Below are 24,538 nucleotides of genomic sequence, written 5' to 3'. Positions count from 1 at the left end.
GCTCCTACAAAATCACGGGAAGGGTCGGCGGTGGGCCGACCCGCAAGGCTCAGAGCGCCTTGTCGATCAGCTGCGCCAGCTGGCCCTTGCCGACCGCGCCGATCTGGGTCTCCTGCACCTGGCCGTCCTTGAACAGCAGCAGCATCGGGATCGAGCGCACGTGGTACTTCATCGCGGTGGCGCGGTTGTGGTCGACGTTGACCTTGGCGATCTTGACCTTGCCGGCGTACTCCTCGGCCAGCTGGTCCAGCGCCGGGGCGATCATCTTGCACGGGCCGCACCATTCGGCCCAGAAGTCGACCAGCACGGGTTCGGACGACTGCAGCACGGCGCTATCGAAGTCGGCGTCGCCGACCTGCATGATTTTATCGCTCACAAGGCTCTCCTGCGTGGGGCGGGTGCCGGCGGACGCGGGCCGGCCGGGCTTTTGGTGGGTGTTGCGTTAAACTGGGGCGTTTCGCGGCGGCATTCAAGGCCTCCGCACGCTGCGGTCAGGGATGAAACTGGCCGACCCCGGCAGTCTGCTTCGCCGACGCCACCCACGCAAGCACGCCCATTAGCGCAGCGCGTGGGACCTCCCAGACCCGAGATGAATGACCGCATGAGCGACAAGCCCCTGACCGATATCGCGTTTTCCTCGTTCGACCTGCACCCCAGCCTGCTGGCCGGATTGGAGGGCGCCGGCTTCACCCGCTGCACGCCGATCCAGGCGATGACCCTGCCGGTCGCGCTGAAGGGCGGCGACGTCGCCGGCCAGGCCCAGACCGGCACCGGCAAGACGCTGGCGTTCCTGGTCGCGGTGATCAACCGCCTGCTGACCCGGCCGGCACTGGCCGAGCGGAATCCCGGCGATCCGCGCGCGCTGATCCTGGCGCCGACCCGCGAACTGGCGATCCAGATCCACAAGGACGCGGTCAAGTTCGGCAGCGAGCTCGGCCTGAAGTTCGCGCTGGTCTACGGCGGGGTCGACTACGACAAGCAGCGCGAACTGCTGCAGCAGGGCGTCGACGTGATCATCGCCACGCCGGGCCGGCTGATCGACTACGTCAAGCAGCACAAGGTGGTCAGCCTGCACGCCTGCGAGATGTGCGTGCTCGACGAGGCCGACCGCATGTTCGACCTCGGCTTCATCAAGGACATCCGCTTCCTGCTGCGGCGCATGCCGATCCGCACCGAGCGGCAGACCCTGCTGTTCTCGGCGACGCTCAGCCACCGCGTGCTGGAACTGGCCTACGAGCACATGAACGAGCCCGAGAAGCTCGTGGTCGAGTCCGAGTTCATCACCAATTCCAGCGTGCGCCAGCTGATGTACTTCCCGTCCGACGAGGAGAAGATCCCGTTGCTGCTGGGCCTGCTGTCGCGCAGCGAGGGCGCGCGCACGATGGTGTTCGTCAACACCAAGGTCTGGGTCGAGCGGGTCGCGCGCGCGCTGGAGCGCGGTGGCTACCGGGTCGGCGTGTTGAGCGGTGACGTGCCGCAGAAGAAGCGCGAGTCGCTGCTGGCGAAGTTCCAGAAGGGCCAGCTGGAGATCCTGGTTGCGACCGACGTCGCCGCCCGCGGCCTGCACATCGACGGCGTCAGCCACGTCTACAACTACGACCTGCCGTTCGACGCCGAGGACTACGTGCACCGCATCGGCCGCACCGCGCGGCTGGGCGCCGAGGGCGACGCGATCAGCTTCGCCTGCGAGCGCTATGCGATGAGCCTGCCGGACATCGAGGCCTACATCGAGCAGAAAGTGCCGACCGCACCGGTCGGGGCCGAGTTGCTGGTGGCGAAGCCGCGCCCGAAGCGTGAGCCGGCCGAGGGCGAGGAACAGGAAAGCGTCGGCGCGATCTTCAAGGAGGCGCGCGAGCAGCGCGCGGCTGACGAGGAGCGTCGCGGTGGCGGTCGCGGCCGCAGCGGCGGCTCGGGCTCCGGTAGCCGCGGCGCAGGTGGGCGCGGCGAGGGCGGCGGGCGTGGTTCACGACGTCCGCGTCGCGACGGTGCGTCCGGTTCCGATGCTGCCGTCACCGCGGAGGCGAAGGACGGAAGCCCGGTGGCGTCCGGCGCGCGGCCGCAAACCGCGGCAACCGCAACCGACGGCGTCCCGACCGGTGCCGACGGCGAGGCGCAGCGCCCGCCGCGCAAGCGTCGTCGTCGCCGCGGCGGCCGCAAGATCGAGGGCGCCGGCGACACCGCCGCCAGCCAGCCGGCGCAGCCGAAACCCACACGCAGCCCGGCCGGCAGCGGCAAGGCCACCCAGGTCGCGGCCAACAAGCCGAAGCCGGTCGCCAAACCCGTCGCCGACAAGGGTGGCGAGAAGCCCGGCCTGCTCGACCGGATCAAGCGCGGCCTGCAGTCGATGGTGACCCGCGGACCGAATTCGCAACACTGACGCGTCGCGGTAGCCATCACCGCCGCCGCCGCCGATACTTGGCGTCATCGTCTTCGACAGGTGCGCGATGAGCGTTCTGCGCTTCGACAACGTCAGCAAGCAGTACAGCGGTGGCCAGCAGGCGCTGCGCGAAGTCAGCTTCGAGGTCGGTACCGGTGAGATGTTGTTCCTCACCGGCCATTCCGGCGCCGGCAAGACCACCATGCTGAAACTGATCCACCTCGCCGAACGGCCCAGCCGCGGCGCGGTGCTGTTCGGCCAGCAGAACCTGCTGCGGGTGCGCGGCAGCAAGGTCGCGCTGCACCGGCGCAACGTCGGCGTGGTGTTCCAGGACCATCGGCTGCTGGCCGACCGCAGCGTCGCCGACAACGTCGCCCTGCCGCTGCTTCTGCAGGGCTTGCGCCGCGCCGAGATCAACAAGCGGGTGCGCGCAGTGCTCGACCGGGTCAGCCTCGGCGCGCGTGCGCAGGCGCTGCCGACCCAACTTTCCGCAGGCGAACAGCAACGCGTCGGCATCGCCCGCGCGATCGTCGGCGAACCGGCGCTGCTGGTCGCCGACGAACCGACCGGCAACCTCGACCCGACCCTGTCGGCCGAGATCATGGCGCTGTTCGAGGCGCTGCCCGAGCGCGGCACCAGCGTGCTGGTGGCCAGCCATGACCTGGCGCTGGTCAAGCGGATGAAGAAGCGCGTGCTGGTGCTCAACCAGGGCCAGTTGGTGGACGACATCGCGCCGGAGGATCTCGCCGAATGAGCGTGAGCAACAGCCCTGCACCACGATCGCAGTCCCGCTTCGGCAGCTGGTTTGACCACCACGTCTACAGCCTCGTCGCCAGCGTCGGCCGGATGCTCAAGAAGCCGTGGTCGACCGCGCTCACGATCGGTGTGATGGCGGTGGCGCTGGCGTTGCCGCTGGGCCTGTGGGCGGCGCTGGCGAATGTCGAACGCTTTGCCGGCGACGTGCAGGACGCGCGCCAGATCAGCCTGTTCCTGAAACCCGAAATCAGCCTGGAGCGCGCCGGCGAACTGGCCGACGAGTTACGCGCTCGCGCCGACGTCGCCGCGGTCGAGCACCACACCCCGGAGCAGGGCCTGGCCGACCTGCGCAACACCAGCGGCCTGGGCGAGACGATTTCCAGCCTCGACGGCAACCCGCTGCCGAGCCTGCTGGTGGTCAGCCCGAGCGGCGACGAGGCGTTGCTGGCGGCGTCGCTGCAGCAATTGCCGGAGACCGACATCGTCCAGCACGACGCCGAATGGCGCGAACGCCTCGATGGCTGGCTGCGCTTCGGCGGCCGGCTGGCCTGGGTGCTGGCGGCGATGCTCGGGTTCGGTGCGTTGCTGGTGGTCGGCAACACCGTGCGTCTCGATATCCAGCAGCGCACCGAGGAGATCGGCGTGCTGCAACTGCTCGGCGCCACCGACGGCTTCATCCGCCGACCGTTCCTGTACCTCGGCCTGAGCTACGGGGTGGTCGCCGGCACGTTGGCGCTCGCATTGCTGACCGCCGCCGACCTGTCGTTGCGCGCGCCGCTGGCCGCCCTCGCGCGCAGCTACGGCAGCGACTTCGCGCTGCAGGGTTTCGGCCCGCTGGCGGCACTTGCCATTGTCCTTGGCGCCGGCGTGCTCGGCTGGATCGGCGCCGGCCTGGTCACCGGCCACTACCTGCGCCAGACCCGGCCCACCGACACATGAGCGCGCACGCATGACCGTGAACGACGACAAATTGCGCCACGTCGCCGCCGCCGCCCCGCGGGTGATGGTGGTGGATGGCTCGAAGCTGGTACGCAAGCTGATCGGCGACGTGCTGGTACGCGAACTGGACAACGTCGAGGTCGTGCCCTGCGCCGACATCAGCGAAGCGCGCGCCGCGCTTGCCGCCGGCCCGGTCGACCTGGTCACCACCTCGCTGGCGTTGGCGGACGGCGACGGCATCGCGCTGGCCCACGCCGTGCGCGAGGCCGCGGGGCAGGCCTACGTGCCGGTGATCGTGGTCTCCGCCGACGCCCAGTCGCACCTGGAGTCGCGCCAGTTCACCGAGGACGTCACCGATTATTTCGACAAATCGCTCGGCCACACCGCGCTGGCGGAATTCATCCGCGGCTACGTGCAGCCTGCGCCAATCCCCGGAGCGCGCGTGCTGTACGTCGAGGACAGCAAGGTGGTGGCGCTGGCGACCAAGCGCATGCTCGAGCGCCAGCAGATGCAGGTGCTGCACTTCGTCGATGTCGAGTCGGCGCTGGAGTACCTCGAAGGCCAGCGCGGCGCCGACGATCCGGGCACCGACCTGGTCCTGACCGACGTCTACCTGAAGGGGGAACTCGAGGGCAAGGACCTGCTCGACCGGGTACGCAACGATTTCGGATACGGCAAGCGCCGCCTGCCGGTGCTGGTGATGACCGGCGACGCCAACGCCGACAACCAGAGCGCACTGCTGCGTGCCGGCGCCAACGACCTGGTGCTGAAGCCGATCGAGGAGCGCCTGCTGGTGACCAAGACGCTGTTCCAGCTTCGCCTCGCCAAGCTGGCGTGAGCGTGTTGCCGAGGGCATTTGTGGACGCCTGTGCACTTGCTTTTGTAGGAGCGGCTTCAGCCGCGATGGGGAGTCGGCCCGGGCGAACGATTTTCCGATCGCGGCTGAAGCCGCTCCTACAAGGGCGGGGAGTTCTTTCGCAGGCATGACCGACGACCGGATCAAGCTCGAACCCTCCTGGAAGGCACGCATCGGGGACTACCTGCAGCGTGACGAGATGCAGTCGCTGGCCGGGTTCCTGCGCCAGCGCAAGGCCGCCGGGGCGCGTGTGTTCCCGCCCGGCCCGGAGATCTTCGCCGCGTTCGACGCCACCCCGTTCGACGCCACCCGGGTGGTGATCCTCGGCCAGGATCCGTACCACGGCCCCGGCCAGGCCCACGGCCTGTGCTTTTCGGTCCGCCCCGGGGTGCCGGTGCCGCCGTCGCTGCTCAACATCTACAAGGAAATCGAGCGCGACCTCGGCATCACCCGCCCCGACCACGGCTGCCTGCTGCCGTGGGCCCGCCGGGGCGTGCTGTTGCTCAATGCGGTGCTGACGGTCGAGGCCGGCCAGGCCGGTGCGCACGCCGGCAAGGGCTGGGAAGGCTTCACCGACCACGTGGTCGAGACGCTTGACCGTGAGCGAGAAGGCCTGGTGTTCCTCCTGTGGGGCAGCTACGCGCAGAAAAAGGGCGCGATGATCGACCGCCAGCGCCACAGGGTATTGAAGGCGCCGCACCCCTCGCCGCTGTCGGCGCACCGGGGCTTCCTCGGTTGCGGCCATTTTTCCGCCGCCAACCAGTACCTGGCCCGCCAGGGGCAGGCACCGATCGACTGGTCGTTGCCTCCGGTGTCCGCGCTGGAATTGGCCTGAGCCCGTCCCCGGGGAAGGGCGGCGGCGAGACAGTCAGCGGGCATTGAAACTTTTGACCCGGACCTTACGTCCAACGGTGCACGATTCATCTTCGAAATACCGCTGATTGTTCCGTGAATGGGATGCTGAAGCCCCGCCGGAGCCTTAGCACTCACCCATAACGACTGCTAAGATCACCCCATGACCCAGATTGCAGCCTCCAACGCCCTCGTTTCCAACAGCCTGCCGGTCTCCGCGCTCAATGCGCTGACCCCGATCGGCTCGCTCGACGCCTACATCGGCGCCGTCCACAAGATCCCGGTGCTCAGCGCCGAGGACGAGCAGGCGCTCGCCCGCCGTTTCCATGGCGAGGAAGACCTCGACGCCGCCCGCGAACTGGTCCATTCGCACCTGCGCTTCGTGGTCCACGTCGCCCGCGGCTACAACGGCTACGGCCTGCAGCTTGGCGACCTGATCCAGGAAGGCAACATTGGCCTGATGAAGGCGGTCAAGCGCTTCGACCCCGACCAGGGCGTGCGCCTGGTCAGCTTCGCGGTGCACTGGATCCGCGCCGAGATGCACGAGTTCATCCTCAAGAACTGGCGCATCGTCAAGGTTGCGACCACCAAGGCGCAGCGCAAGCTGTTCTTCAACCTGCGCAAGAGCAAGAAGCGCCTGGGCTGGATGAACGACGCCGAGGTCACCCAGGTCGCCGCCGACCTCAACGTCTCCAAGCGCGAGGTGCTGGAGATGGAGTCGCGGCTGTCCGGCCGCGACATTGGCTTCGACCTGTCGAGCGATGATGACGACGACCACGCTCCGCCGTCGCCGGCCGCGTACCTGCGCACCAGCGATGAGGACCCGTCGCAGATCTACGAGCGCGAGGATTCCGAGGACAGCCAGATCGCGCTGCTGCACGAAGGCCTGGCCGAGCTCGACGAGCGCTCGCGCGACATCGTGGCGCGCCGCTGGCTTGGCAACGAGAACAAGGTGACCCTGCAGGAGCTGGCCGACGAGTACGGCGTGTCGGCCGAGCGGATCCGCCAGATCGAGGCGAACGCGCTGAAGAAGATGCGCGCGTTGTTCACCGCGTAGGCGATGGCGACATCGCAGTGATCGAGCGGCGGCCCGGGAAACCGGGCCGTTCGCGTTGGTGGGCGCGAGTCCCGGGCTTTTGTAGGAGCGGCTTCAGCCGCGATCTGGAGCCGGTACGGACGACCAGCCATCCGATCGCGGCTGAAGCCGCTCCTACATCAGCGGTGGGTCGTCGGGGGCGTCCGGCTTGCCGAAGATGATCCGCGCGTGGCGCTGGTAGCTCCAGTACGCCCAGGCCCAGTTGAGCATCACTACCAGCCGGTTGCGGAAACCGATCAGGAACAGGATGTGCACCACCAGCCAGAACCACCAGGCGATCAGCCCCGACAGTTTCAGCCGCCCGAAGTGCACCACCGCGGCCATCCGGCCGATGGTCGCGAGGTTGCCGAAGTCGCGGTAGCGGAACACCGGTGCGGATTGGCCGCCCAGTCGCGCGCGGATCGCGGCGGCGACGTGCGTGCCCATCTGCTTGGCCGCCGGCGCCACGCCGGGGACAGGCTTGCCGTCCTGCCGGATGCTGGCGAGGTCGCCGGCAACGAACACGTCAGGATGACCGGGCACGCCGAGATCCGGGTTCACCACGACCCGGCCCGCGCGATCACGTTCTGCATCCAGCAGCGCCCCCAGTGGAGAGGCGGCCACGCCCGCGGCCCACAGCACGGTACGTGCGGGAATCGTGACCGGCGTGGCGGCGGCATTCGATGGGGCGTCGCTGCCAGGCAGTCTGGTTGTTGTTGTCGCGTCAGTGGCTGGCAACTGGACATCGGGCGCCGAGCCGCCGTCCGATGACCGGGCGGTGCCCGGGGTTTCGGGGCTTGCCGGATCCTTTCGCGACAGGGTGAAGCCGTGCGCATCGATCGCGCTGACCGGCGAGTCGGTCAGCACCTCGACGCCGAGTTTCTGCAATTGCCGCCGCGCTTTTTCCGATAGCGAGTCCGGGAACGTCGACAGCACCCGCGGCCCGGCTTCGACCAGCCGCACCCGGGCCGCGGAAGGATCGATATGGCGGAACTCACGGCGCAGGGTCTTGCGCGCGATCTCGGCCAGGGTGCCGGCCAGTTCGACTCCGGTCGGGCCGCCGCCGACCACCGCGAAGCTCAGCCAGGCGTCGCGCTCGGCCGGGTTGTCGGCAGCTTCGGCGCGTTCGAACGCCAGCAGCACCCGGCGCCGGATCCGCAGCGCGTCGTCGAGTGTCTTCAGCCCGGGCGCGTCATCGGCCCAGTCGTCATGGCCGAAGTAGGCATGGGTCGCGCCGCTGGCGAGCAGCAGGGTGTCGTAGTCGAGCCGGTCGCCATCGGCGAGGGTCAGCCGCCGGGCCGCGGTGTCGATGCCGGTGACCTCGCCCAACCGCACCTCGACGTTGTCCTGCCCGCGCAGGATGTGCCGCAGCGGCGCGGCGATGTCCGGCGCCGACAACCCGGCGGTCGCGACCTGGTACAGCAGCGGCTGGAACAGGTGGTGGTTGCGGCGGTCGACCAGGGTGATGCGGACGTCGTCGCCGGCCAGCGCACGGGTCGCCCACAGCCCGGCGAATCCGCCACCGACCACCACCACATGGTGCTGCCTGCCGTTGCCGTGCATGCCGACTCCTGCGTTCGCGTCGGCATAGTCTGACAGCCGCGTCGTCGCCGACCAATGTCCGGCCACCCACCGCCACTGCGGTAGGCTCGGGCCATCATCCCGCAAGGAACCGCCATGGCCACGGCCGAGACCGAAAAGCGCATCGCCCTGCTGATCGACGCCGACAACGCGCCGGCCGCCAAGATCGACGCGATCCTGACCGAAGTCGCGCGCTACGGCGTCGCCAACGTGCGCCGTGCCTACGGCGACTGGAAGAACCCGCACATCAAGGGATGGGAGGCGACGCTGCACGAATACGCGATCCGCCCGATCCAGCAGTTCGCCTACAGCCGCGGCAAGAACGCGTCCGACATGGCGATGGTGATCGATGCGATGGACCTGCTGTATGCGCGCAACCTCGACGGCTTCGCGATCGTGTCGAGCGATGCCGACTTCACCCCGCTGGTGATGCGGCTGCTGACCGACGGCGTCAAGGTCTACGGCTTCGGCGAGAAGAAGACGCCCGAACCGTTCGTCAATGCGTGCTCGAAGTTCACCTACGTCGAAGCGTTGGGCCAACCCGAGAAGGCCGGCGCGACCACCGCGACCGAGCCGCGCAGTGCCGCCGAGCTGCGCGGCGATCCGCGCCTGCTGCAGATGCTGCGCGGCGCGGTCGACTCGACCGGCGGCGACGACGGCTGGTCGCCGCTCGGCGCGGTCGGCCACCAGATCAGCAACCAGGCCTCGTTCGATCCGCGCAACTTCGGCTACCGCAAACTCAGCGACCTGATCGAGGCGACCGGCGTGTTCGAGGTGCGCCGCGACGAGCAGATCATCTGGGTACGCGAGAAGCCCAAGCCCCGCGCCGCGGCGAAAGCCAAGCGCGCCCCGCGCAAGCGACCCTCGGCATAGGACCTGTAGGAGCTGCTTCAGCCGCGATCTGGAGTCGGCGCGGGCGAACGGTTCCAGATCGCGGCTAAAGCCGCTCCTACACCCCCAGGGAAGCCAGCTTGGGGGGCAAGAGCGGCGTCAGTACAGGTCCACCGGGTCCACATCCAGCGACCAGCGCACCTTGCGCGCCTCGGGCAGCGCGTGGATCGCCGGCAACGCCGCATCGAGCGCACCGTGCAACGCGCGACGCTGCGGCGCCGACAACAACAACTGCACCCGCTGGTAGCCGGCGCGACGCGGCATCGGCGCCGGCAGCGGGCCGCTGATCTCCAACGTGCGCTCGGCATCGCGCTCGACGCAGCGACGCACCGCCTGCAGGAAGTCGTTGGCGACTTCGACCTGTTTTGCTTCCGCGCGCAGCATCGCCAGGTGCGCGAATGGCGGGAAACCGGCGGCCTCGCGCTGCTCCAGTTCGAGCTCGGCGAAGGCGCCGTAGCCGCCCGACAACAACGTCGCCAGCAACGGGTGCTCCGGGTGGTGGGTCTGCAGCAGCACCTGCCCAGGCTTGTCGGCGCGGCCGGCGCGGCCGGCGACCTGGATCAGCAGTTGCGCGAGTTTTTCCGGCGCGCGGAAGTCGGCGCTGAACAAGCCTTCGTCGATGCCGACCACCGCGACCAGGGTCAGGTTCGGCAGGTCATGGCCCTTGGCCAGCATCTGGGTGCCGACGAGGATGCCGCGGGCGTCACCGAAGCCGGCCAGGTGCTGCTCCAGCGCGTCGCGGCGGCGCGTGGTGCCGCGGTCGATCCGCAGCACCGGCACCTCAGGGAAGCGTTCGCGCAGGGCTTCCTCGATCCGCTCGGTGCCGGCGCCCTGCGACTGCAGCGCCAGTCCGCCGCAGTCGGGACAGGCGTTGGGCGCGGGCCGACGCGCGCCGCAGTGGTGGCATTGCAGTCGTCGGCCACCGGCATGCACGGTCATCGGCGTGCCCTGCTCGGGCAGGCTGCAGTGCGGGCACTGCGCGCTCCAGCCGCAGTCGTGGCACAACAGCACCGGGGCGTAACCGCGGCGGTTCTTGAACACCAGCACCTGGCCGCCGGCGTCGAGCGCGCGGCCGATCGCATCCAGCAGTTCCGGCGACAGCCCGGCCTGCAGTGGCCGCTTGCGCACGTCGACCACCCGCACCACCGGCGGCTGCGCATTGCCGGCGCGCTGGCGCAGGCGCAGGTGGCTGTAGCGTCCGGCCTGCTGGGCGTTGCGCAGCGACTCCAGTGACGGCGTCGCGCTGCCGAGCACGATCGGCACCGCCAGCGCGCGGGCGCGGACCAGGGCGAAGTCGCGGGCGTGGTAGCGGATGCCGTCGAGCTGCTTGAAGCTGCCGTCGTGCTCCTCGTCGATGACGATCAGGCCCGCCTTCGGCAGCGGCAGGAACACCGCCGAACGGGTCCCGACCACCACCCGCGCCTCGCCCCGATGGCAGGCCGCCCAGGTACGCGCGCGCTCGCCATCCGACAGCCCCGAGTGCAGCACGTGCACCGGCACCCCGAGGCGCGCGCGGAAGCGCGTGAGCAGTTGCGGGGTCAGGCCGATCTCCGGCACCAGCACCAGCGCCTGCCGGCCACGTTCCAGGCAGTCGGCGATCGCATGCAGGTAGACCTCGGTCTTGCCGCTGCCGGTGACGCCGTCGAGCAGGAACGGCGCGAACCGGCCGGCACCGGCCAGCACGGCCTCGACCGCGGTCTGCTGCTGCGGGTTGGGGGCGGGTCCCGGTTGCGGCGCGGGCGCCCCGTGCGAGGGCTCGATCGCGATGCGCTCGGCGAACCCGCGTTTGGCCAGCGAACGGGCGGCGCTGCGCCAACCGTCGAGGGCGGCATCCGCAGGCGCGTCGAGCGTGGCCTCGGCGAGTGGCCCGTCGCGCAGCTGTTCGGCCAGCCGGCGCGGCTTGCCTGCGCGCAGCCCGTCCAGGGCGGTTCGCCCGGCCTCGGTCAGTCGCCAAGCCCAGTTGTGGGTGTCCGGCAACGGTTCGCCGTGGCGCAACGGTCCGGGCAGGGCGGTGGCCAGCACTTCACCCAGCGGTGCGTGCAGGTAGCGGGCCAGCCAGCGCAGCGAGTCGAGCAATTCGTCGGCGAACAGCGGTTCGGCATCCAGCACCGCCAGTGCCGGCTTCAGGGTCGGCGCGTCGGCTTCGGCCGCCGCAGGCATCGCCACCACCACCCCGACCCGCTCGCGCGGGCCGAACGGCACCCGGACCCGCGCGCCAATGGTGGCGGCCGGGCCGTCACCGGGGGGCGCAAGGTAGTCGAACAGGCGTGGCAGCGGCAGCGGCAGGGCGACCCGCAGGACGGTCGACACGGGCGGGTTGGACGGTGCGGGCGGCATTGGCGCCAGTCTAGCGAGCGGTGCTTCCGGCAGGCACGGCAGTTGCGCTGCATTGCTTCGGGGTGCCTGACAAAACGTGCGCAAGTTCGCGTTTTTCAAGGGAAATGCCCGTTATCCACATCGACTGTGGATAACTCTGTGCATGGTCGCGGCGCAAGAATGCGCGATGCCGTTGCCACAAGCCCCTGCGCCGGGTTGGTCAAAAAAGTGCCATGAGCGATAAAGCCCCGGAAATCAGGCACTTGTCCGTGAAACATCGCTGCAATATGGCCCTGCATCTTCCTGAACGGGTCGTTCATGACGGAAAACCCGCCGCTGTGCACAACCGGATTCGACGCAAGCCCCCGTCACGCTTTGTTCGCGAAGTTTTACAGGGCTTGTCAAGCCATCTGGTGGAGGCATTGCGGTCGCTATGATGCAGGCATGGTGAATTCGTTCCGATGAGTGTCCGTCCTCCGCCGGGGTCCTCCGGCATGCCCCATTCCGATACGGGTGCCACGTCCGCTGCCGGGCCATCGGCCCCGCCGGCGCTGGCCGCGTTCCTGCGCGGGGTCGAGCGCCGCGGCGCGGTGCTGGCCGAGCTGCAATGCGGCGACGTCGCCACCGGGGATGCCGCGCTGGCTGCGACCATGCGGCAGTTCCGCGCAGAGGCCGGTCGCCTGCCGATGGACCAGTGGCCCCGACGGTTCTGGACCTTGCTGCTGGCCCAGCCCGGCTTGCGCGACCACCCGCCGCTGGCGATGGAGCTGGATGCGACCGATTGCCTGGCCACACTCGGCGATGGCCCGCGGGCGGCATTGTTGCTGCGACTGGCCGCGGGGCTGGAGCCGGCCGCGGCGGCCGCGGTGCTGGGTGTCGCCGAGCCGACCTACCAGCTCGCGCTGCGCCGCGCGCTGCCGCGCCACGCCGACGGCCGTGCCGATCCGCAAGCGTGGCAACGCCTGGGCGACCAGGTGCGGCGCCGGATCAAGACCCTGCCGCCGCCGCGACTGGTGCGGCTGGGCCGCAATCGCGAGGCCGCCCTGGCGGGGACAGCCGGCAGTGGCGAGGTCGGCGCGCCGGCCAGGGCCGTCGACAGGCGGCCGTCGCTGGCCTGGTTGCCGGTCGTGTTGTGGACGTTGCTGGGGTTGTGCGTGCTGGGATTCGCCGCGACCTTCTGGCCGGGTGCCGCGCGCTGGCTTGATGGCAGCGCACGCGGCAGGCCCGGGCAACATGGACTTCCGGCGGAAGCACCGGCGTCGCGTTACGGCGCGGAGGCCGGACTGGTCACCCATCGCGACTTCGCGCTGCTGGCCGACCCGGAAGGCCTCGCCGAATCCGAACAGCTCGCTTTCAACAGTTGGCTGATCGACCATTTTTCCAGCGAGGCCGCCGATGAGTCGCGTTGATCGACGTTCACGATCCTGCCGTTGGCCGCTGTTGACGGCCGGCTTGCTGGCGCTGGCGGCGTTCGCGCACGCGGCGCCGGCCGTGCTGGATGACCTCGAAGTGGTCCTGCCGCAACTGCAACCGCAGCGACGCGCGGAGCTGCAGCAGCGAGCCGCGCAGTGGACCGCGTGGAGTGCGGAACAACGCCGTGCCTTCCTCGATCGTGTCGAGCAATGGAACGCCATGCCGGCCGCCGGGCGTGGTGCCGCCCGGGAGCGATACCAGGCCTGGCAGGCCTTGCCGGCCGACGAGCAGGCCCGCGTACGCGCGGCCGCGCGCCGCTTTGCGGGCCTGCCAGCCGAAGAGCGGGAGGCACTGCGCAGCCGGTTCGACGCGCTCGACCGCAGTGAGCGCCGCGGCTGGCTGCTCGGCCCGGAGCTGGGTGCCGACTACGCCGCGCTGCAGCCGCTGCTGGCGCAGGTTCCGCCGGGCGAACACGACGGTCTGTTACGCGTGCTGCGTGCGATGACGCCGCCACAACGCCACGACCTGTCGGTGCTGGTGCAACGCACACCGCCACAGGAGCGCGCGCTGCTGCGTCGCGAGCTGGTCTCGACCGCCGCCGCCAACCGCAACGACTGGCTGTGGGACCGCCTGCACCGCTGACCGGTCAGCTGCCCGCCAGCCGCGCGAGGAACGCGATGATCGTCGCGAACAGCAGCATCATGAAATAGACCATGCCGATGGCGAGGTACTTCGGCACGGTCAGCCACCAGCCCTGCCGGTAGACGCGCTTCTGCATCAGCAGCAGATAGACCGGCATCCAAATCATCATCGCGGCCGACGCGGTGGCGATAACGATGCCGATCCAGACCGGCGCGTTCGCCAGCCAGCCGCCCAGCAGCGACAGCAGGAACAACACCGTCAACGCCAGCAGCAGGAACGCGTGGCTGTACAGCGCAACCACCAGGTGCTCCAGGTAGAGCCGCCGGGTGAACAGGTAGAAGATCTTCAGCAGCAGCGCGAACACCGGCACCAGCAGGAACAGTGCGGTCGGCGCGGACGCCATCATGCCCTGCACCCAGAACTCGGCCGAGGCGAAGGACTCGCTCTCCATGTTGCGATCGATGTTGCCCGCCTTGCGGTTTAGCCACGCGTTGGCGAAGTCGGGCCACCAGCCGACCACCAGCGGGTTGGTCTCCGGGTCCCACACGCCATGATGGCCGAGCATGTTGAACTGCAGCCCGCTGCGCCAAGGCTGGGACGGCGAGGTATCCGCCGTGGCCACGTCGTTCTTGTCAGGCGTACCGCCCAGCTCGACGATGCGGTTGGCCGCCGCACCGCGTATCCGGACCTCGGCGGCGACCAGCGCCGGGTCCACCCCGGGCGTGTTGCCGGCCTCCACGCGTGCCTGCTCGATCTCGGCCACCAGCTCGTCGCGGGCCTTTTCCACCTCCGCGACCGTCGTCGCCGCGGCAATCGTGTCGATGCCGTCGGTCGAGACCGTCGCATCGTCGAAGTGCATCGTCGCCGCGCCGATGAAGAACGTCAGCAGGCTCAGCACCACGAACAGCCGCAGCGGCGCGATGTAGCGCTGGCGGTGGCCGGCGAGGTAGTTGATGGCGGTCCGGCCGGGGCTGACGAGGTCGCGCAGGGTGCGCCACAACCGGCCGTCGAGGTGCCAGAACGCCTCGAAGAACTCCTCGACCGCATGCGCGGCATGGCGGATCGGATTGTGTACCGATTGCCCGCACTGGTGGCAGAACTCGCCCTGCAGCGCGGCGTCGCAGTTCTCGCAGCGGGTCGGATCGGCGTGGGCGTCGTGTTGGCTCGCAGCGTCGCTCATCGTGGTTTCTGTTCCATGGGCCGTCACCGGCGAGCGGCTAAGATAGCGGGCCGCCACGACCCGGCGCCAGCGCCCGACATCCGTTCGGCGGCGCGGCTGCAGTCGTGCGATCCGGTCATCCGATGTCTTCCCCTCCTGTTCCGGTGGCGCCATCGCCGCGCCTGCCCACCGAACCACGCCTGTCGAAAGAGGTCCGCCGCACCGGCCTGCTCGCCGCGCCGCTGGTGCTCGGCCACCTGTCGACCGGGCTGATCGGCTTCGTCGACGCCGTGATCGCCGGCCACCACGGCACCGAGACGCTGGCCGCGGTGTCGGTCGGCACCGCGCTGTTCTGGCTGCCGATGATGGTGCCGATGGGCACGCTGATGTCGTTGCCGCCGGCGGTCTCGCAACTCGATGGCGCGGGCCGCCGCGACGAGGTGGGCGCGTTGTTCCGGCAGGCACTGTGGTTGTCGGCGATGCTCGGGATCGTGTTGTTCGCATTCATGACCGCGGCGGTTCATGCGTTGGGGCCGATGGGGATCGCACCGGAGATCGTGCCCGGCGCCAGCGACTTCCTGCGCGGCATCCGCTGGGGCGTGCCGGCGCTGACCCTGTACCTGTGCATGCGCTACCTCTGCGACGGCCTGCACTTCACCCTGCCGACGATGCTGTTCGGCTTCGGCGGCCTGCTGTTGCTGGTGCCGCTGGGCTACGCGCTGACCTACGGCGCGTTCGGCCTACCCGAGCGCGGTGCCGGCGGCCTCGGCATCGCCTCGGCGACCATGCTGTGGGCGCAGGCGATCGCGTTCGCGCTGTACCTGCGGCGGGCGCGACGGTTTGCCGGGCTGCGCCTGTTCGCGCGCCTCGACCCGCCGCGGTGGCCGATGGTCCGTCGCCTGCTCGCGACCGGCCTGCCGATCGGGGTGACGGTGGCGATGGAGGGCGGCCTGTTCGTCACCACCGCGTTGCTGATCGGCCGGCTTGGCGAGATCCCCGCGGCCGCGCACCAGATCGCGATCAACGTCGCCAGCCTGTGCTTCATGATCCCGATGGGCCTGGCCGAGGCGACCACGGTGCGGGTCGGCCATGCGCTGGGTCGTGGCGATGGCTTTGGGGTGCGCCGGGCCGCCAATGCGGGTTACGTGATCGTGCTCGGCACCCAGACGCTGTCGGCGCTGGTGCTGCTGCTGGGCAACGAGTGGATCGTCGGCTTCTATACCGATGACGTGGCGGTCGCGGCGCTGGCCGCTTCGCTGCTGCTGTTTGCGGCGGCGTTCCAGTTCCCCGATGGCGTGCAGGTGTTGTCGGCCGGCGCCCTGCGCGGACTCGGCGACACCCGCGTGCCGATGCTGCTGGCGGTGCTGGCGTACTGGGTGGTGGGGATGCCGCTGGGAGGTGTGCTCGGCCTCGGCTGGGGCGGCCTGGTCGCGGCGATGGGTCCGCGCGGGATGTGGCTGGGCCTGATCGCCGGCCTGCTGGTCGCGGCGGTGCTGCTGGGGATGCGGTTCTGGCGATCCAGCCGGCCGGCGCGTTTGCAGCGTCTGCTGAACGCCCGCCCGCTCGACCGCACGCCCGACGCCACCCGGATGACCAATGACGGATGATTCACTACGGCCCAGCCGGTAGGCTGTGGAATCGAATCGGAGTTGTAAAAAATGAACCAGCCCCCGCGTCGCGGACCCATCGCCCGCTTCTTCATCGGCTTGTGGGACGCGATGAACTTCACCCGCCGGTTGATCTTCAACCTGGTGTTCTTCGTCCTGCTGATCCTGTTCCTGGCCATCCTCGGCGCCGGCGACCGGGTCGAGCCGCTGTTGGACCGCACCACTCTGGTGATCGCGCCGGACGGCGCGCTGGTCGAGCAGTACAGCGTCGACCCGGCGACCCGCGCGTTGACCCGGGCAATGGGCGAGAAGAGCGGTGAGGTGCAGTTGCGCGACCTGCTGCGGGCGCTGGACACCGCCGCGACCGACGAGCGGATCGAACGGGTGGTGCTGCAGCTCGACAAACTGGGCGGCGGCGGCATGGCCAGCCGTCGCGAGGTCGCCGCCGCGGTGGCGCGATTGCGCGAGAGCGGCAAGCAGGTGCTGGCGTTCTCCGAGATGATGGGGCAGCAGCAGTACCTGATCGCGGCGCAGGCCAACGAGGTCTACCTCGATCCGATGGGCGGCCTGATGCTCGAAGGCCTCGGCCGCTATCGCCAGTACTACCGCGAAGGCCTGCAGGACAAGCTCGGCGTCGACGTGCACCTGTTCAAGGTCGGCGAGTACAAGTCGGCGGCGGAACCCTTCGTGCTCGATGCGGCTTCGCCGGAGTCCAAGCAGGCCGACCTGTACTGGATGAACGACCTCTGGAACCGCTACCTGGCCGACGTCGGCAAGGCGCGCGGGATCGCGCCGGCGACGATCGCCGCCGACATCGACCAGCTGCCGGCCGGAATCGCGGAGGTCAACGGCGACCTCGCCCAATACGCGCTGCAGCACAAGCTGGTGGACGCGCTGAAGACGCGCGGGCAGCTCGATGAAATGCTGGTCGAGCGCGGTGTTGCCGATTTCGATGCCGAAGGCGGCTTCCGCCAGGTCTCGCTGGACGGCTACCTCGCGCATCTCGACGGCGCGCTGAAGATGGCCGCCGACCCGCGGCCGCAGGTGGCGGTGGTGGTGGCGGCCGGATCGATCACCGGTGGCGAGCAGCCGCCGGGCACGATCGGCGGCGAGTCGACCTCGGCGCTGCTGCGCCAGGCGCGCGACGACAACAACGTCAAGGCGGTGGTGCTGCGGGTGGATTCGCCCGGCGGCGAAGTGTTCGCCTCCGAGCAGATCCGCCGCGAAGTGGTCGCACTGCAGGACGCCGGCAAGCCGGTGGTGGTGTCGATGGGCGACCTGGCCGCGTCCGGCGGCTACTGGATCAGCATGGACGCCGACCGCATCTACGCCGATCCGTCCACGATCACCGGCTCGATCGGCATCTTCGGCATGATCCCGACCATCCCGCGCGCGCTCGACAAGATCGGCGTCAACACCGATGGCGTCGGCACCACGCGCTTTGCCGGTGCGTTCAATATCACCCGCGAACTCGACCCGGCGGTCGGCCAGGTCATCCAGTCGGTGATCGAGAAGGGCTACCGCGACTTCATCGGCAAGGTCGCCGGTGCGCGCGAGCAGCCGGTGGCGAAGATCGACGAGGTCGCCCGTGGCCGGGTCTGGAGCGGCGCGCAGGCCAAGGCGCGCGGACTGGTCGACGAACTGGGCGGCATCCGTCCCGCGATCGCCGACGCCGCCAAACGCGCCGAACTCGGCGAGCCCGGGGACTATGCGGTGCGCTACGTCGAGAAGGCGGCATCGCCGTTCGAGCAGTTCTTCACCGGCTTCGCGCAGAGCCGCATCGGCGCGAACCTGCTGGGCGACTCGGCGCTCGCCCGCGAACTCGTCGCCAAGGCGTTGCCGCAGACCCGGGCCGACATGGCGTTGCTGGAAGGCGCGATCACCCCGGTTGCCGGGGTTCCGGTGAAGGCGTTGGCCTACTGCTTTTGCAGCCTGCAATAAGCATGGGCTGATGCTTTTGTAGGAGCGGCTTCAGCCGCGATCGGGAACCGTCCGCCCGTGCCGACTCCAGATCGCGGCTGAAGCCGCTCCTACAGGGGCCTTCAAGCATTGTGGTGATCGGCATCGCCGCCGGTTTCAGCCGCCGGCGGCCTCGATCGCCGCGCGTTGGGCGTCGGCCGCCTTCTGCATGTCGCCTTCCACCGCCTTCGCCTTGTCGAGCGGCTCCTGTATCGCATCGCGCAGTTCGGTGGCGCGCGCCTGCGGTTCCACCGGGCGTTCCGGGTCGGGCGGGGTCGGCTTGTTGCAGGCGCACAGCACCAGCAGCGTGGCGATCAGGACCAGGCTTCGCGACATCACGGCATCCTCCGATAAGCTCGGGGCTATGCTACCCCGGTCATCGACAGGAGCAGGCATGGACCCCAAACGCTGGCGGCTGGACGGACAACTGGCGCTGGTGACCGGCGGCAGCGCCGGCATCGGCCGGGCGATCGCGCGCGAACTGCTCGGCTTCGGCGCCGACGTATTGCTGGCCGCGCGCGACGCAGCCGGGCTCGACGATGCCCGCGCCGAACTGCTGGAGGACTTCCCCGAGCGCGAGGTGCAGGTGTTCGCCTGCGATGTCGGCCTCGAGGACCAGCGCCGCGAACTGCTCGACTGGGTCGAGGACTTCGGTGAGGGCCTGCACATCCTGGTCAACAACGCCGGGGCCAATCTGAGTAAACCCAGTACCGACTACAGCGACGACGAGTGGCGGCAGATCTTCGAGGTGAACCTGTTCGCCGCGTTCGAGCTGTCGCGCTACCTGCATCCGCTGCTGACCCGCCACGCGGCGTCGAGCATCGTCAACGTCGGCAGTGTGTCGGGCCTGACCCACGTGCGCACCGGCGCGCCCTACGGCATGAGCAAGGCGGCGATGCACCAGATGACCCGCAACCTCGCGGTCGAATGGGCCGAGGACGGCATCCGGGTCAACGCGGTGGCGCCGTGGTACATCCGCACCCGCCGCACCTCCAGCAAACTGGCCGACCCCGACTACCTTGACGAGGTGCTGCTGCGCACGCCACTGAGCCGCATCGGCGAGCCGGAGGAAGTCGCCGCCGCGGTCGCGTTCCTGTGCCTGCCGGCGGCGGGCTATGTCACCGGCGAATGCATCGCGGTCGACGGCGGGTTCCTGCGCTACGGGTTCTGAGCGCAGCGAACGCTCAGTCGCAGGTGCTGTGGGCGACGATCGTCCGGACGCGCTCGAGTTCGGCCGCCGCCGCGTCCGGGTCCTGCGCGCGATCGAACTCGACGATCGCCTCGCTGCGGATCAAGTGGTCGCGCCAGCTCTCGCACAGCGCCGCCTCGGGCACCGGCTGGCAGAAGTCCGACACCACCATGCAGGCCGCGCCCGCACCCTGCGCCGGGTCGCCGCCGAGGCCGGTGGTCTGCATCGGCGCGCAACGTTGGGCCGGGGTGGTGCTGTCGCTGAAATACTCCTCGCGGTTCCAGGTCTTGCAAGCGAACAGCGGGGGCGGCGGCGTGCGCTCGGCCAGAGGAACGGATGGGTCGGACGGCGCGTCGGGCGGTGGCGCCTCGATCACTGCAGAGGCGGGCGTCGGCTCGACGGGTGCTGCCGGTTCGGGCGGCGGAACCGCGGGCTCGACCGGTGGCGTGTAGGGCGCCGCCGCCGCGGTCTCGATCACCCGCCGTTCCTGCCGGCTGCCCTTGGGGCAACGCACGTCGTTCTGCACCGTGACCGCGCCGCTGGCGTCGGTGCAGCGGTAGATCACCACCGAGTCCTGTGCGCCGGCGGGAGCGACAGTCCCGAGCGCGAGGGCGATGATTGGCAGCCATGCCCAAGCGCGCGCGATCGCATCGCGCGATCGACCGTAGCGCGACGCTGATGCCGGTTTCGTCGTCGGCATCGTCATCACCCCGTGCATTCGCTGCCCAGCCGCGCGTTGATGCGGTCCTGCTCGGCATCGATCAGGGTGCGTTCGCTCTGCAGTGCGCTGTTGTAACGGCGGCCGAGCTCCCAGTGGCGGTCGCGCAGGCGCTGGCAGACTTCGGCGGGCGGCAGCTGCTGGCAGGTGTCGCGGATCCAGGCGCCGGGCGTGTAGGCCAGGCCCACGGCCGACGGCAGTTCGGGCGCGCGTTGCGGATCGCCCGGTGGGGGCGGGCTCGGCCGGCCGATGCCGTCGAACACGAGGTCGTTGCCGAGGTGCCCGCTGCGACTGGCGGGCCGGACCGGCACGTTGAGCGGTGGCCGGCGCGGGTAGGCATACGGCGGCCGCGCCGGGTAGCCCAGCGTCCACAGCGGCACCCAGCGCGGATTTCCGGCGGGGCTGTCGCTGGTATAGGTTTCGCCGTCGGCGGTGGTGCATTCGTAGACCGGCGACGGTCGTTCGAGCACCACCACCCGGGTGACGATCTTCTCCGGTGCGGGCGCTGACGCCGGGGTCGGCGCCGGCTTCGCGGCGGGCCGTGGCGGCGGGTCCTTCGGCCGCTGCATCTCGATCGCCTGCTGCTGTTCGCCGTGTTTGCATGGGGTGTCGCGCAGGGTCAGCGCGCCGTCGGCATCGGTGCAGCGGTAGATCGTGACCTGGTCCGGCCGTGCGTCGGCCCGTACCACAGGGAGCAGGAGCAGCAGGACGAGCAGCGGCGGCAAGCGAGAGTGCATGCCGTCATCTTGCACCGGCTTCGGTTGACGCGGGTGAACCCGACCGTCAATGGTCCGGTGCAACGCCAGTAGCTGCCGGCGAGCGAACAAGCCGCATGCTGCCACGCACACGGGTTGGCATCGGCGGGGTCGTGCCGGTTCAGGACCGCAGGGTGGTCCCGCTGCGCGCATCGCGGATGCTGGTCGGGCTCGACAACCCGCCGGTGTCGCCCTCGACGATCGCATCGATGGCATCGCGCAGGGCGGGGTCGAAGGCATCCAGTTGGCGGGGCGGTTCGGCGCCGGCCGGGTTGGCGCTGGTCGACACCAGTGGTCCGCCGAACGCGGCGCACAACGCGACCACGGTCGGATGCGCGCTGACCCGCACCGCGACGCCGGCGTGGTCGCCGGTGATCCAGCGTGGGACCTTCGTGGTGGCGGGGATGATCCAGGTATTCGGGCCGGGCCAGGAGGCCAGCACGGTGTCGTGGCGGTCGCGCGGCAGTGCATCCAAATCGAGCAGGCCGTCGAGCTGGGCACGCGCGCCGGCGATCAGGATCAGGCCCTTGTCGACCGGGCGTTGCTTGAGTGCCAGCAGGCGGGTGACCGCGGCCTGGTCGAACGGGTCGCAACCCAGGCCCCATACCGCCTCGGTCGGATAGGCGATGACGCCGCCGCGGCGCAGGGCGGCGATGGCAGGGGTCAGGTCGGGGATGGCCGGCATGGGCAAAGCATAGCGCCGCCGCTGGTGTGCGAGGGCCCTTGTAGGAGCGGCTTCAGCCGCGATCGGGAGTCGGTGCGGGCAAACGATTTCCGATCGCGGCTGAAGCCGCTCCTACAGAAGCGCGCTAGGCGGCGGGCTTGGCGGCTTTCTTGGCGACCTTTTTCGTGGCTTTTTTCGCGGTGGCTTTCTTGGTCGCCTTCTTTGTGGCCTTCTTCGCCGGCGCCTTCTTCGCGACCTTCTTGACCGCGGCCTTCTTCGCCACTTTCTTCGCCGGCGCCTTCTTGCCGAAGCCCTTGCGCATCGGCTTGCCGGTTTCCTCCATCAGCTTGACCACTTCCTCCAGCGTCAGCGACGCCGGCTCGCGGTCCTTCGGGATCTTGCCGTTGAGCTTGCCGTCGCTGAGGTACGGGCCGTAGCGGCCGTTGAGGACCTGGATGTCGCTGCCGGCGAATTCCTTGATGATCCGGTTGCGGGCGATCTCCTCCTTCTCCTCGATCAGGAACACCGCGCGCTCCAGGTCGATCTTGTAGGGGTCGTCCTCCTTCTTCAGCGAGGCGTACACGCTGCCGCGCTTGGCGAACGGACCGAAGCGGCCGATGCCGACGCTGACGTCCTCGCCGTTGTGCTGGCCGAGGGCGCGCGGCATCTTGAACAGCTCCAGCGCCGCTTCCAGGCTGATCGAGTAGATGCTCTGGCCCGGCTGCAGCGAGGCGAACTTCGGCTTCTCCTCGTCCTCGACCGTGCCCATCTGCACCAGCGGACCGTACTTGCCGATGCGCGCGCTGACCGGGCGGCCGCTGGCCGGGTCGTTGCCGAGGATGCGCACGCTGCCGGCATCGACCTTGTCGAGCGATTCCTTCTTGTCCTCGACCAGCTCGTGGAACGGCTCCCAGAAGCGCTCCATCAACGGCACCCAGGCCTCCTCGCCGCGCGACACCGCATCGAGGTCGTCCTCGAGCTTGGCGGTGAAGTCGTAGTCGACGTACTGGGTGAAATGCGCCGACAGGAACTTGCTGACCGCGCGGCCGACATCGGTCGGACGGAAGCGGCGGCTGTCGAGCTCGACGTACTTGCGGAACAGCAGGGTCGCGATGATCGAGGCGTAGGTCGACGGCCGGCCGATGCCGTATTCCTCCAGCGCCTTGACCAGGCTCGCTTCGGAGAACCGCGGCGGCGGCTCGGTGAAGTGCTGGTCGGCGTGGATGCGGTCGAGCGGGATGCGATCGCCGGTCTTCATCGGCGGCAGCTTGCGGCCCTCGTCGTCGGCATCGGCGGCCTTGGCGTCCTTGCCTTCCTCGTAGACGGCGAGGAAGCCCGGATCGACCACGGTGGTGCCGGAGACGCGGAAGCTGTGCTCGCTGCCGGCGGCGAGGTCGACCGACACCGTATTGAGCGTTGCAGGCACCATCTGGCTGGCGACCGCGCGCTTCCAGATCAGCTCGTACAGCCGGCGCGCGTCGTCCTCGAGGAAGCGCGAGACCTGCGCCGGGGTGCGCAGCGCCGAGGTCGGGCGCACCGCCTCGTGGGCTTCCTGCGCGTTCTTCGACTTCGACTTGTAGGTGACCGGCTGGTCGGGCACCGCGCGGGTGCCGTAGTCGCGCGCGATCACGTCGCGGATCTCGCTGACCGCCTCGACCGACAGGTTGACCGAGTCGGTACGCATGTAGCTGATCAGGCCGACCGTGCCTTCATCGCCGAGCGCCACGCCCTCGTAGAGCTTCTGCGCGACCTGCATGGTGCGCTTGGTGGTGAAACCGAGCTTGCGCGCGGCCTCCTGCTGCAGGGTCGAGGTGGTGAACGGCGCGGCCGGCCGGCGCTTGCGCTCCTTGCTGGTGACGTCGGTGACGTGCAGCGCGCCGTTGGCCGCCGACACGATGCGCTGGCGCGCGGCCTCGGCGGTGTCGCCGTCGGTGATCGTGAACTGCTCGAACTTCTGTCCGTCGAGCTTGGTCAGGCGCGCGCTGAAGGCCTGGCTCGGGTGCTGGCACTCGGCCTCGATCGACCAGTACTCGCGCGCCTTGAACGCCTCGATCTCTTCCTCGCGCTCGACGATCATGCGCAGCGCCGGGCTCTGCACGCGGCCGGCGGACAGGCCGCGCTGGACCTTGCGCCACAACACCGGTGACAGGTTGAAACCGACCAGGTAGTCGAGCGCGCGGCGCGCCTGCTGGGCGTCGACCAGGTCGCCGGCGATGTCGCGCGGCTGCGCCATCGCCTCCTTGATCGCGCGCGGGGTGATCTCGGTGAACACCACCCGCTGCAGGGTCTTGCCGTCGAGCAGGCCGCGCTCGCGCAGGATCTCGGCGATGTGCCAGCTGATCGCCTCGCCCTCGCGATCCGGGTCGGTCGCGAGGTAGACGGCGTCGGCGCCCTTGGCCGCCTTGGCGATCGCGGCGACGTGCTTCTCGTTCTTCTCGATCAGGTCGTAGCGCATCGCGAAGTCGGCGGCGGGATCGACCGCGCCCTCCTTCGGCACCAGGTCGCGGACGTGGCCATAGGAGGCCAGGACGATGAAGTCCTTGCCGAGGTACTTGTTGATCGTCTTGGCCTTGGCCGGCGACTCGACGATGAGGAGGTTCTTGGCCACGCGGCAGAGCCTGTCGTTGGGGGCGAGGGCGCGCCGTGAAGGCGCGCTGTCCAAGCCGGAGGGGAGTGCCGGGAACGGCCGGAACCGGACAAGGCCGACGCCCGGGGTGGACCCGGGCGTTCAGGAATGCTTCTTTAGTGGAATCACGCGGCAGGCATCGCTGTCAAGCCGGATGCGCGAG

22 protein-coding genes are annotated in these 24,538 nt (G+C 69.6%); 12 read left to right on the top strand and 10 right to left on the bottom strand.

Annotated elements, in window-relative coordinates; genetic code table 11:
- Nucleotides 1–49: 49 nt before the first annotated feature.
- Complete coding sequence (gene trxA / locus ACT9F5_RS08025; protein ID WP_445119358.1) at nt 50–376, bottom strand: thioredoxin TrxA; 327 nt, start codon at nt 374–376, stop codon at nt 50–52.
- A 225-nt stretch (nt 377–601) separates the two neighbouring features.
- Between trxA and rhlB the strand changes: the two genes are divergently transcribed.
- From rhlB to rpoH, 6 genes are all read left to right on the top strand, one after another.
- Nucleotides 602–2,377, top strand: a complete 1,776-nt coding sequence (rhlB, locus tag ACT9F5_RS08020; RefSeq protein ID WP_445119357.1) for an ATP-dependent RNA helicase RhlB — start codon at nt 602–604, stop codon at nt 2,375–2,377.
- A gap of 67 nt (nt 2,378–2,444) precedes the next feature.
- A complete protein-coding gene (gene ftsE, locus ACT9F5_RS08015; RefSeq protein WP_445119356.1) occupies nt 2,445–3,131 on the top strand; it encodes a cell division ATP-binding protein FtsE in 687 nt (228 codons plus the stop codon).
- Entirely contained in the window at nt 3,128–4,072 is a 945-nt protein-coding gene (gene ftsX, locus ACT9F5_RS08010) for a permease-like cell division protein FtsX (protein ID WP_445119355.1), read from the top strand. Before ftsE ends, ftsX begins: the two co-directional genes overlap by 4 nt.
- A 10-nt stretch (nt 4,073–4,082) precedes the next feature.
- Complete coding sequence (locus tag ACT9F5_RS08005; RefSeq protein ID WP_445119354.1) at nt 4,083–4,910, top strand: response regulator; 828 nt, start codon at nt 4,083–4,085, stop codon at nt 4,908–4,910.
- Between the two features lie 145 nt (nt 4,911–5,055).
- Nucleotides 5,056–5,763: a uracil-DNA glycosylase gene (gene ung / locus ACT9F5_RS08000; protein ID WP_445119353.1), complete on the top strand. Its 708-nt coding sequence runs from the start codon at nt 5,056–5,058 to the stop codon at nt 5,761–5,763.
- 180 nt (nt 5,764–5,943) lie between these two features.
- Nucleotides 5,944–6,837 carry an RNA polymerase sigma factor RpoH gene (gene rpoH, locus ACT9F5_RS07995; protein WP_445119352.1) on the top strand — a complete coding sequence of 298 codons (894 nt, stop codon included), beginning with the start codon at nt 5,944–5,946 and terminating at the stop codon, nt 6,835–6,837.
- Between the two features lie 153 nt (nt 6,838–6,990).
- Here the strand turns inward: rpoH and ACT9F5_RS07990 are convergent, their stop codons facing one another.
- On the bottom strand, nt 6,991–8,418 hold the full coding sequence (locus tag ACT9F5_RS07990) for an FAD-dependent oxidoreductase (protein WP_445119351.1): 1,428 nt from the start codon (nt 8,416–8,418) through the stop codon (nt 6,991–6,993).
- A gap of 114 nt (nt 8,419–8,532) precedes the next feature.
- Here ACT9F5_RS07990 and ACT9F5_RS07985 point away from each other — a divergent pair, with 114 nt between their 5' ends.
- Nucleotides 8,533–9,309, top strand: coding sequence for an NYN domain-containing protein (locus ACT9F5_RS07985; RefSeq protein WP_445119350.1), 777 nt, complete (start codon nt 8,533–8,535; stop codon nt 9,307–9,309).
- Between the two features lie 117 nt (nt 9,310–9,426).
- On the opposite strand, the gene ACT9F5_RS07980 is transcribed toward ACT9F5_RS07985, so the two are convergent.
- Entirely contained in the window at nt 9,427–11,664 is a 2,238-nt protein-coding gene (locus tag ACT9F5_RS07980; protein ID WP_445119349.1) for a primosomal protein N', read from the bottom strand.
- Nucleotides 11,665–11,759: 95 nt separating this feature from the next.
- Complete coding sequence (locus tag ACT9F5_RS07975; protein WP_445119348.1) at nt 11,760–11,963, bottom strand: hypothetical protein; 204 nt, start codon at nt 11,961–11,963, stop codon at nt 11,760–11,762.
- Nucleotides 11,964–12,137: 174 nt separating this feature from the next.
- Here ACT9F5_RS07975 and ACT9F5_RS07970 point away from each other — a divergent pair, with 174 nt between their 5' ends.
- Nucleotides 12,138–13,052: a hypothetical protein gene (locus tag ACT9F5_RS07970; protein WP_445119347.1), complete on the top strand. Its 915-nt coding sequence runs from the start codon at nt 12,138–12,140 to the stop codon at nt 13,050–13,052.
- Nucleotides 13,039–13,698 carry a DUF3106 domain-containing protein gene (locus ACT9F5_RS07965; RefSeq protein WP_445119346.1) on the top strand — a complete coding sequence of 220 codons (660 nt, stop codon included), beginning with the start codon at nt 13,039–13,041 and terminating at the stop codon, nt 13,696–13,698. Before ACT9F5_RS07970 ends, ACT9F5_RS07965 begins: the two co-directional genes overlap by 14 nt.
- Before the next feature lie 4 nt (nt 13,699–13,702).
- Here ACT9F5_RS07965 and ACT9F5_RS07960 read toward each other — a convergent pair whose 3' ends face one another.
- The gene (locus ACT9F5_RS07960) at nt 13,703–14,878 is read right to left on the bottom strand and encodes a DUF3667 domain-containing protein (protein ID WP_445119345.1); all 1,176 of its coding nucleotides are present in this window, start codon (nt 14,876–14,878) and stop codon (nt 13,703–13,705) included.
- Between the two features lie 122 nt (nt 14,879–15,000).
- Here ACT9F5_RS07960 and ACT9F5_RS07955 point away from each other — a divergent pair, with 122 nt between their 5' ends.
- Both ACT9F5_RS07955 and sppA read left to right on the top strand, forming a co-directional pair.
- On the top strand, nt 15,001–16,464 hold the full coding sequence (locus ACT9F5_RS07955; protein WP_445119344.1) for an MATE family efflux transporter: 1,464 nt from the start codon (nt 15,001–15,003) through the stop codon (nt 16,462–16,464).
- Between the two features lie 51 nt (nt 16,465–16,515).
- A complete protein-coding gene (gene sppA / locus ACT9F5_RS07950) occupies nt 16,516–18,405 on the top strand; it encodes a signal peptide peptidase SppA (RefSeq protein WP_445119343.1) in 1,890 nt (629 codons plus the stop codon).
- Nucleotides 18,406–18,540: 135 nt separating this feature from the next.
- On the opposite strand, the gene ACT9F5_RS07945 is transcribed toward sppA, so the two are convergent.
- Complete coding sequence (locus ACT9F5_RS07945) at nt 18,541–18,759, bottom strand: hypothetical protein (RefSeq protein ID WP_445119342.1); 219 nt, start codon at nt 18,757–18,759, stop codon at nt 18,541–18,543.
- A 58-nt stretch (nt 18,760–18,817) separates the two neighbouring features.
- On the opposite strand from ACT9F5_RS07945, the gene ACT9F5_RS07940 reads away from it, so the two are divergent.
- Entirely contained in the window at nt 18,818–19,594 is a 777-nt protein-coding gene (locus ACT9F5_RS07940) for an SDR family oxidoreductase (RefSeq protein ID WP_445119341.1), read from the top strand.
- 13 nt (nt 19,595–19,607) lie between these two features.
- On the opposite strand, the gene ACT9F5_RS07935 is transcribed toward ACT9F5_RS07940, so the two are convergent.
- The 4 genes from ACT9F5_RS07935 to ACT9F5_RS07920 all read right to left on the bottom strand — a co-directional run bounded on the left by ACT9F5_RS07935 (nt 19,608) and on the right by ACT9F5_RS07920 (nt 24,357).
- Nucleotides 19,608–20,312 carry a DUF4124 domain-containing protein gene (locus tag ACT9F5_RS07935; protein WP_445119340.1) on the bottom strand — a complete coding sequence of 235 codons (705 nt, stop codon included), beginning with the start codon at nt 20,310–20,312 and terminating at the stop codon, nt 19,608–19,610.
- A 5-nt stretch (nt 20,313–20,317) separates the two neighbouring features.
- Complete coding sequence (locus tag ACT9F5_RS07930) at nt 20,318–21,067, bottom strand: DUF4124 domain-containing protein (protein ID WP_445119339.1); 750 nt, start codon at nt 21,065–21,067, stop codon at nt 20,318–20,320.
- Nucleotides 21,068–21,206: 139 nt separating this feature from the next.
- The gene (locus ACT9F5_RS07925; RefSeq protein WP_445119338.1) at nt 21,207–21,770 is read right to left on the bottom strand and encodes a Sua5/YciO/YrdC/YwlC family protein; all 564 of its coding nucleotides are present in this window, start codon (nt 21,768–21,770) and stop codon (nt 21,207–21,209) included.
- A 124-nt stretch (nt 21,771–21,894) separates the two neighbouring features.
- Entirely contained in the window at nt 21,895–24,357 is a 2,463-nt protein-coding gene (locus tag ACT9F5_RS07920) for a DNA topoisomerase I (RefSeq protein WP_445119337.1), read from the bottom strand.
- Nucleotides 24,358–24,538 lie beyond the last annotated feature (181 nt).

It is taken from the genome of Lysobacter sp. F6437, assembly GCF_052547215.1.
Note: the sequence above shows the minus strand (reverse complement) of the source record. Positions and strands in the feature narration are given on the sequence as shown.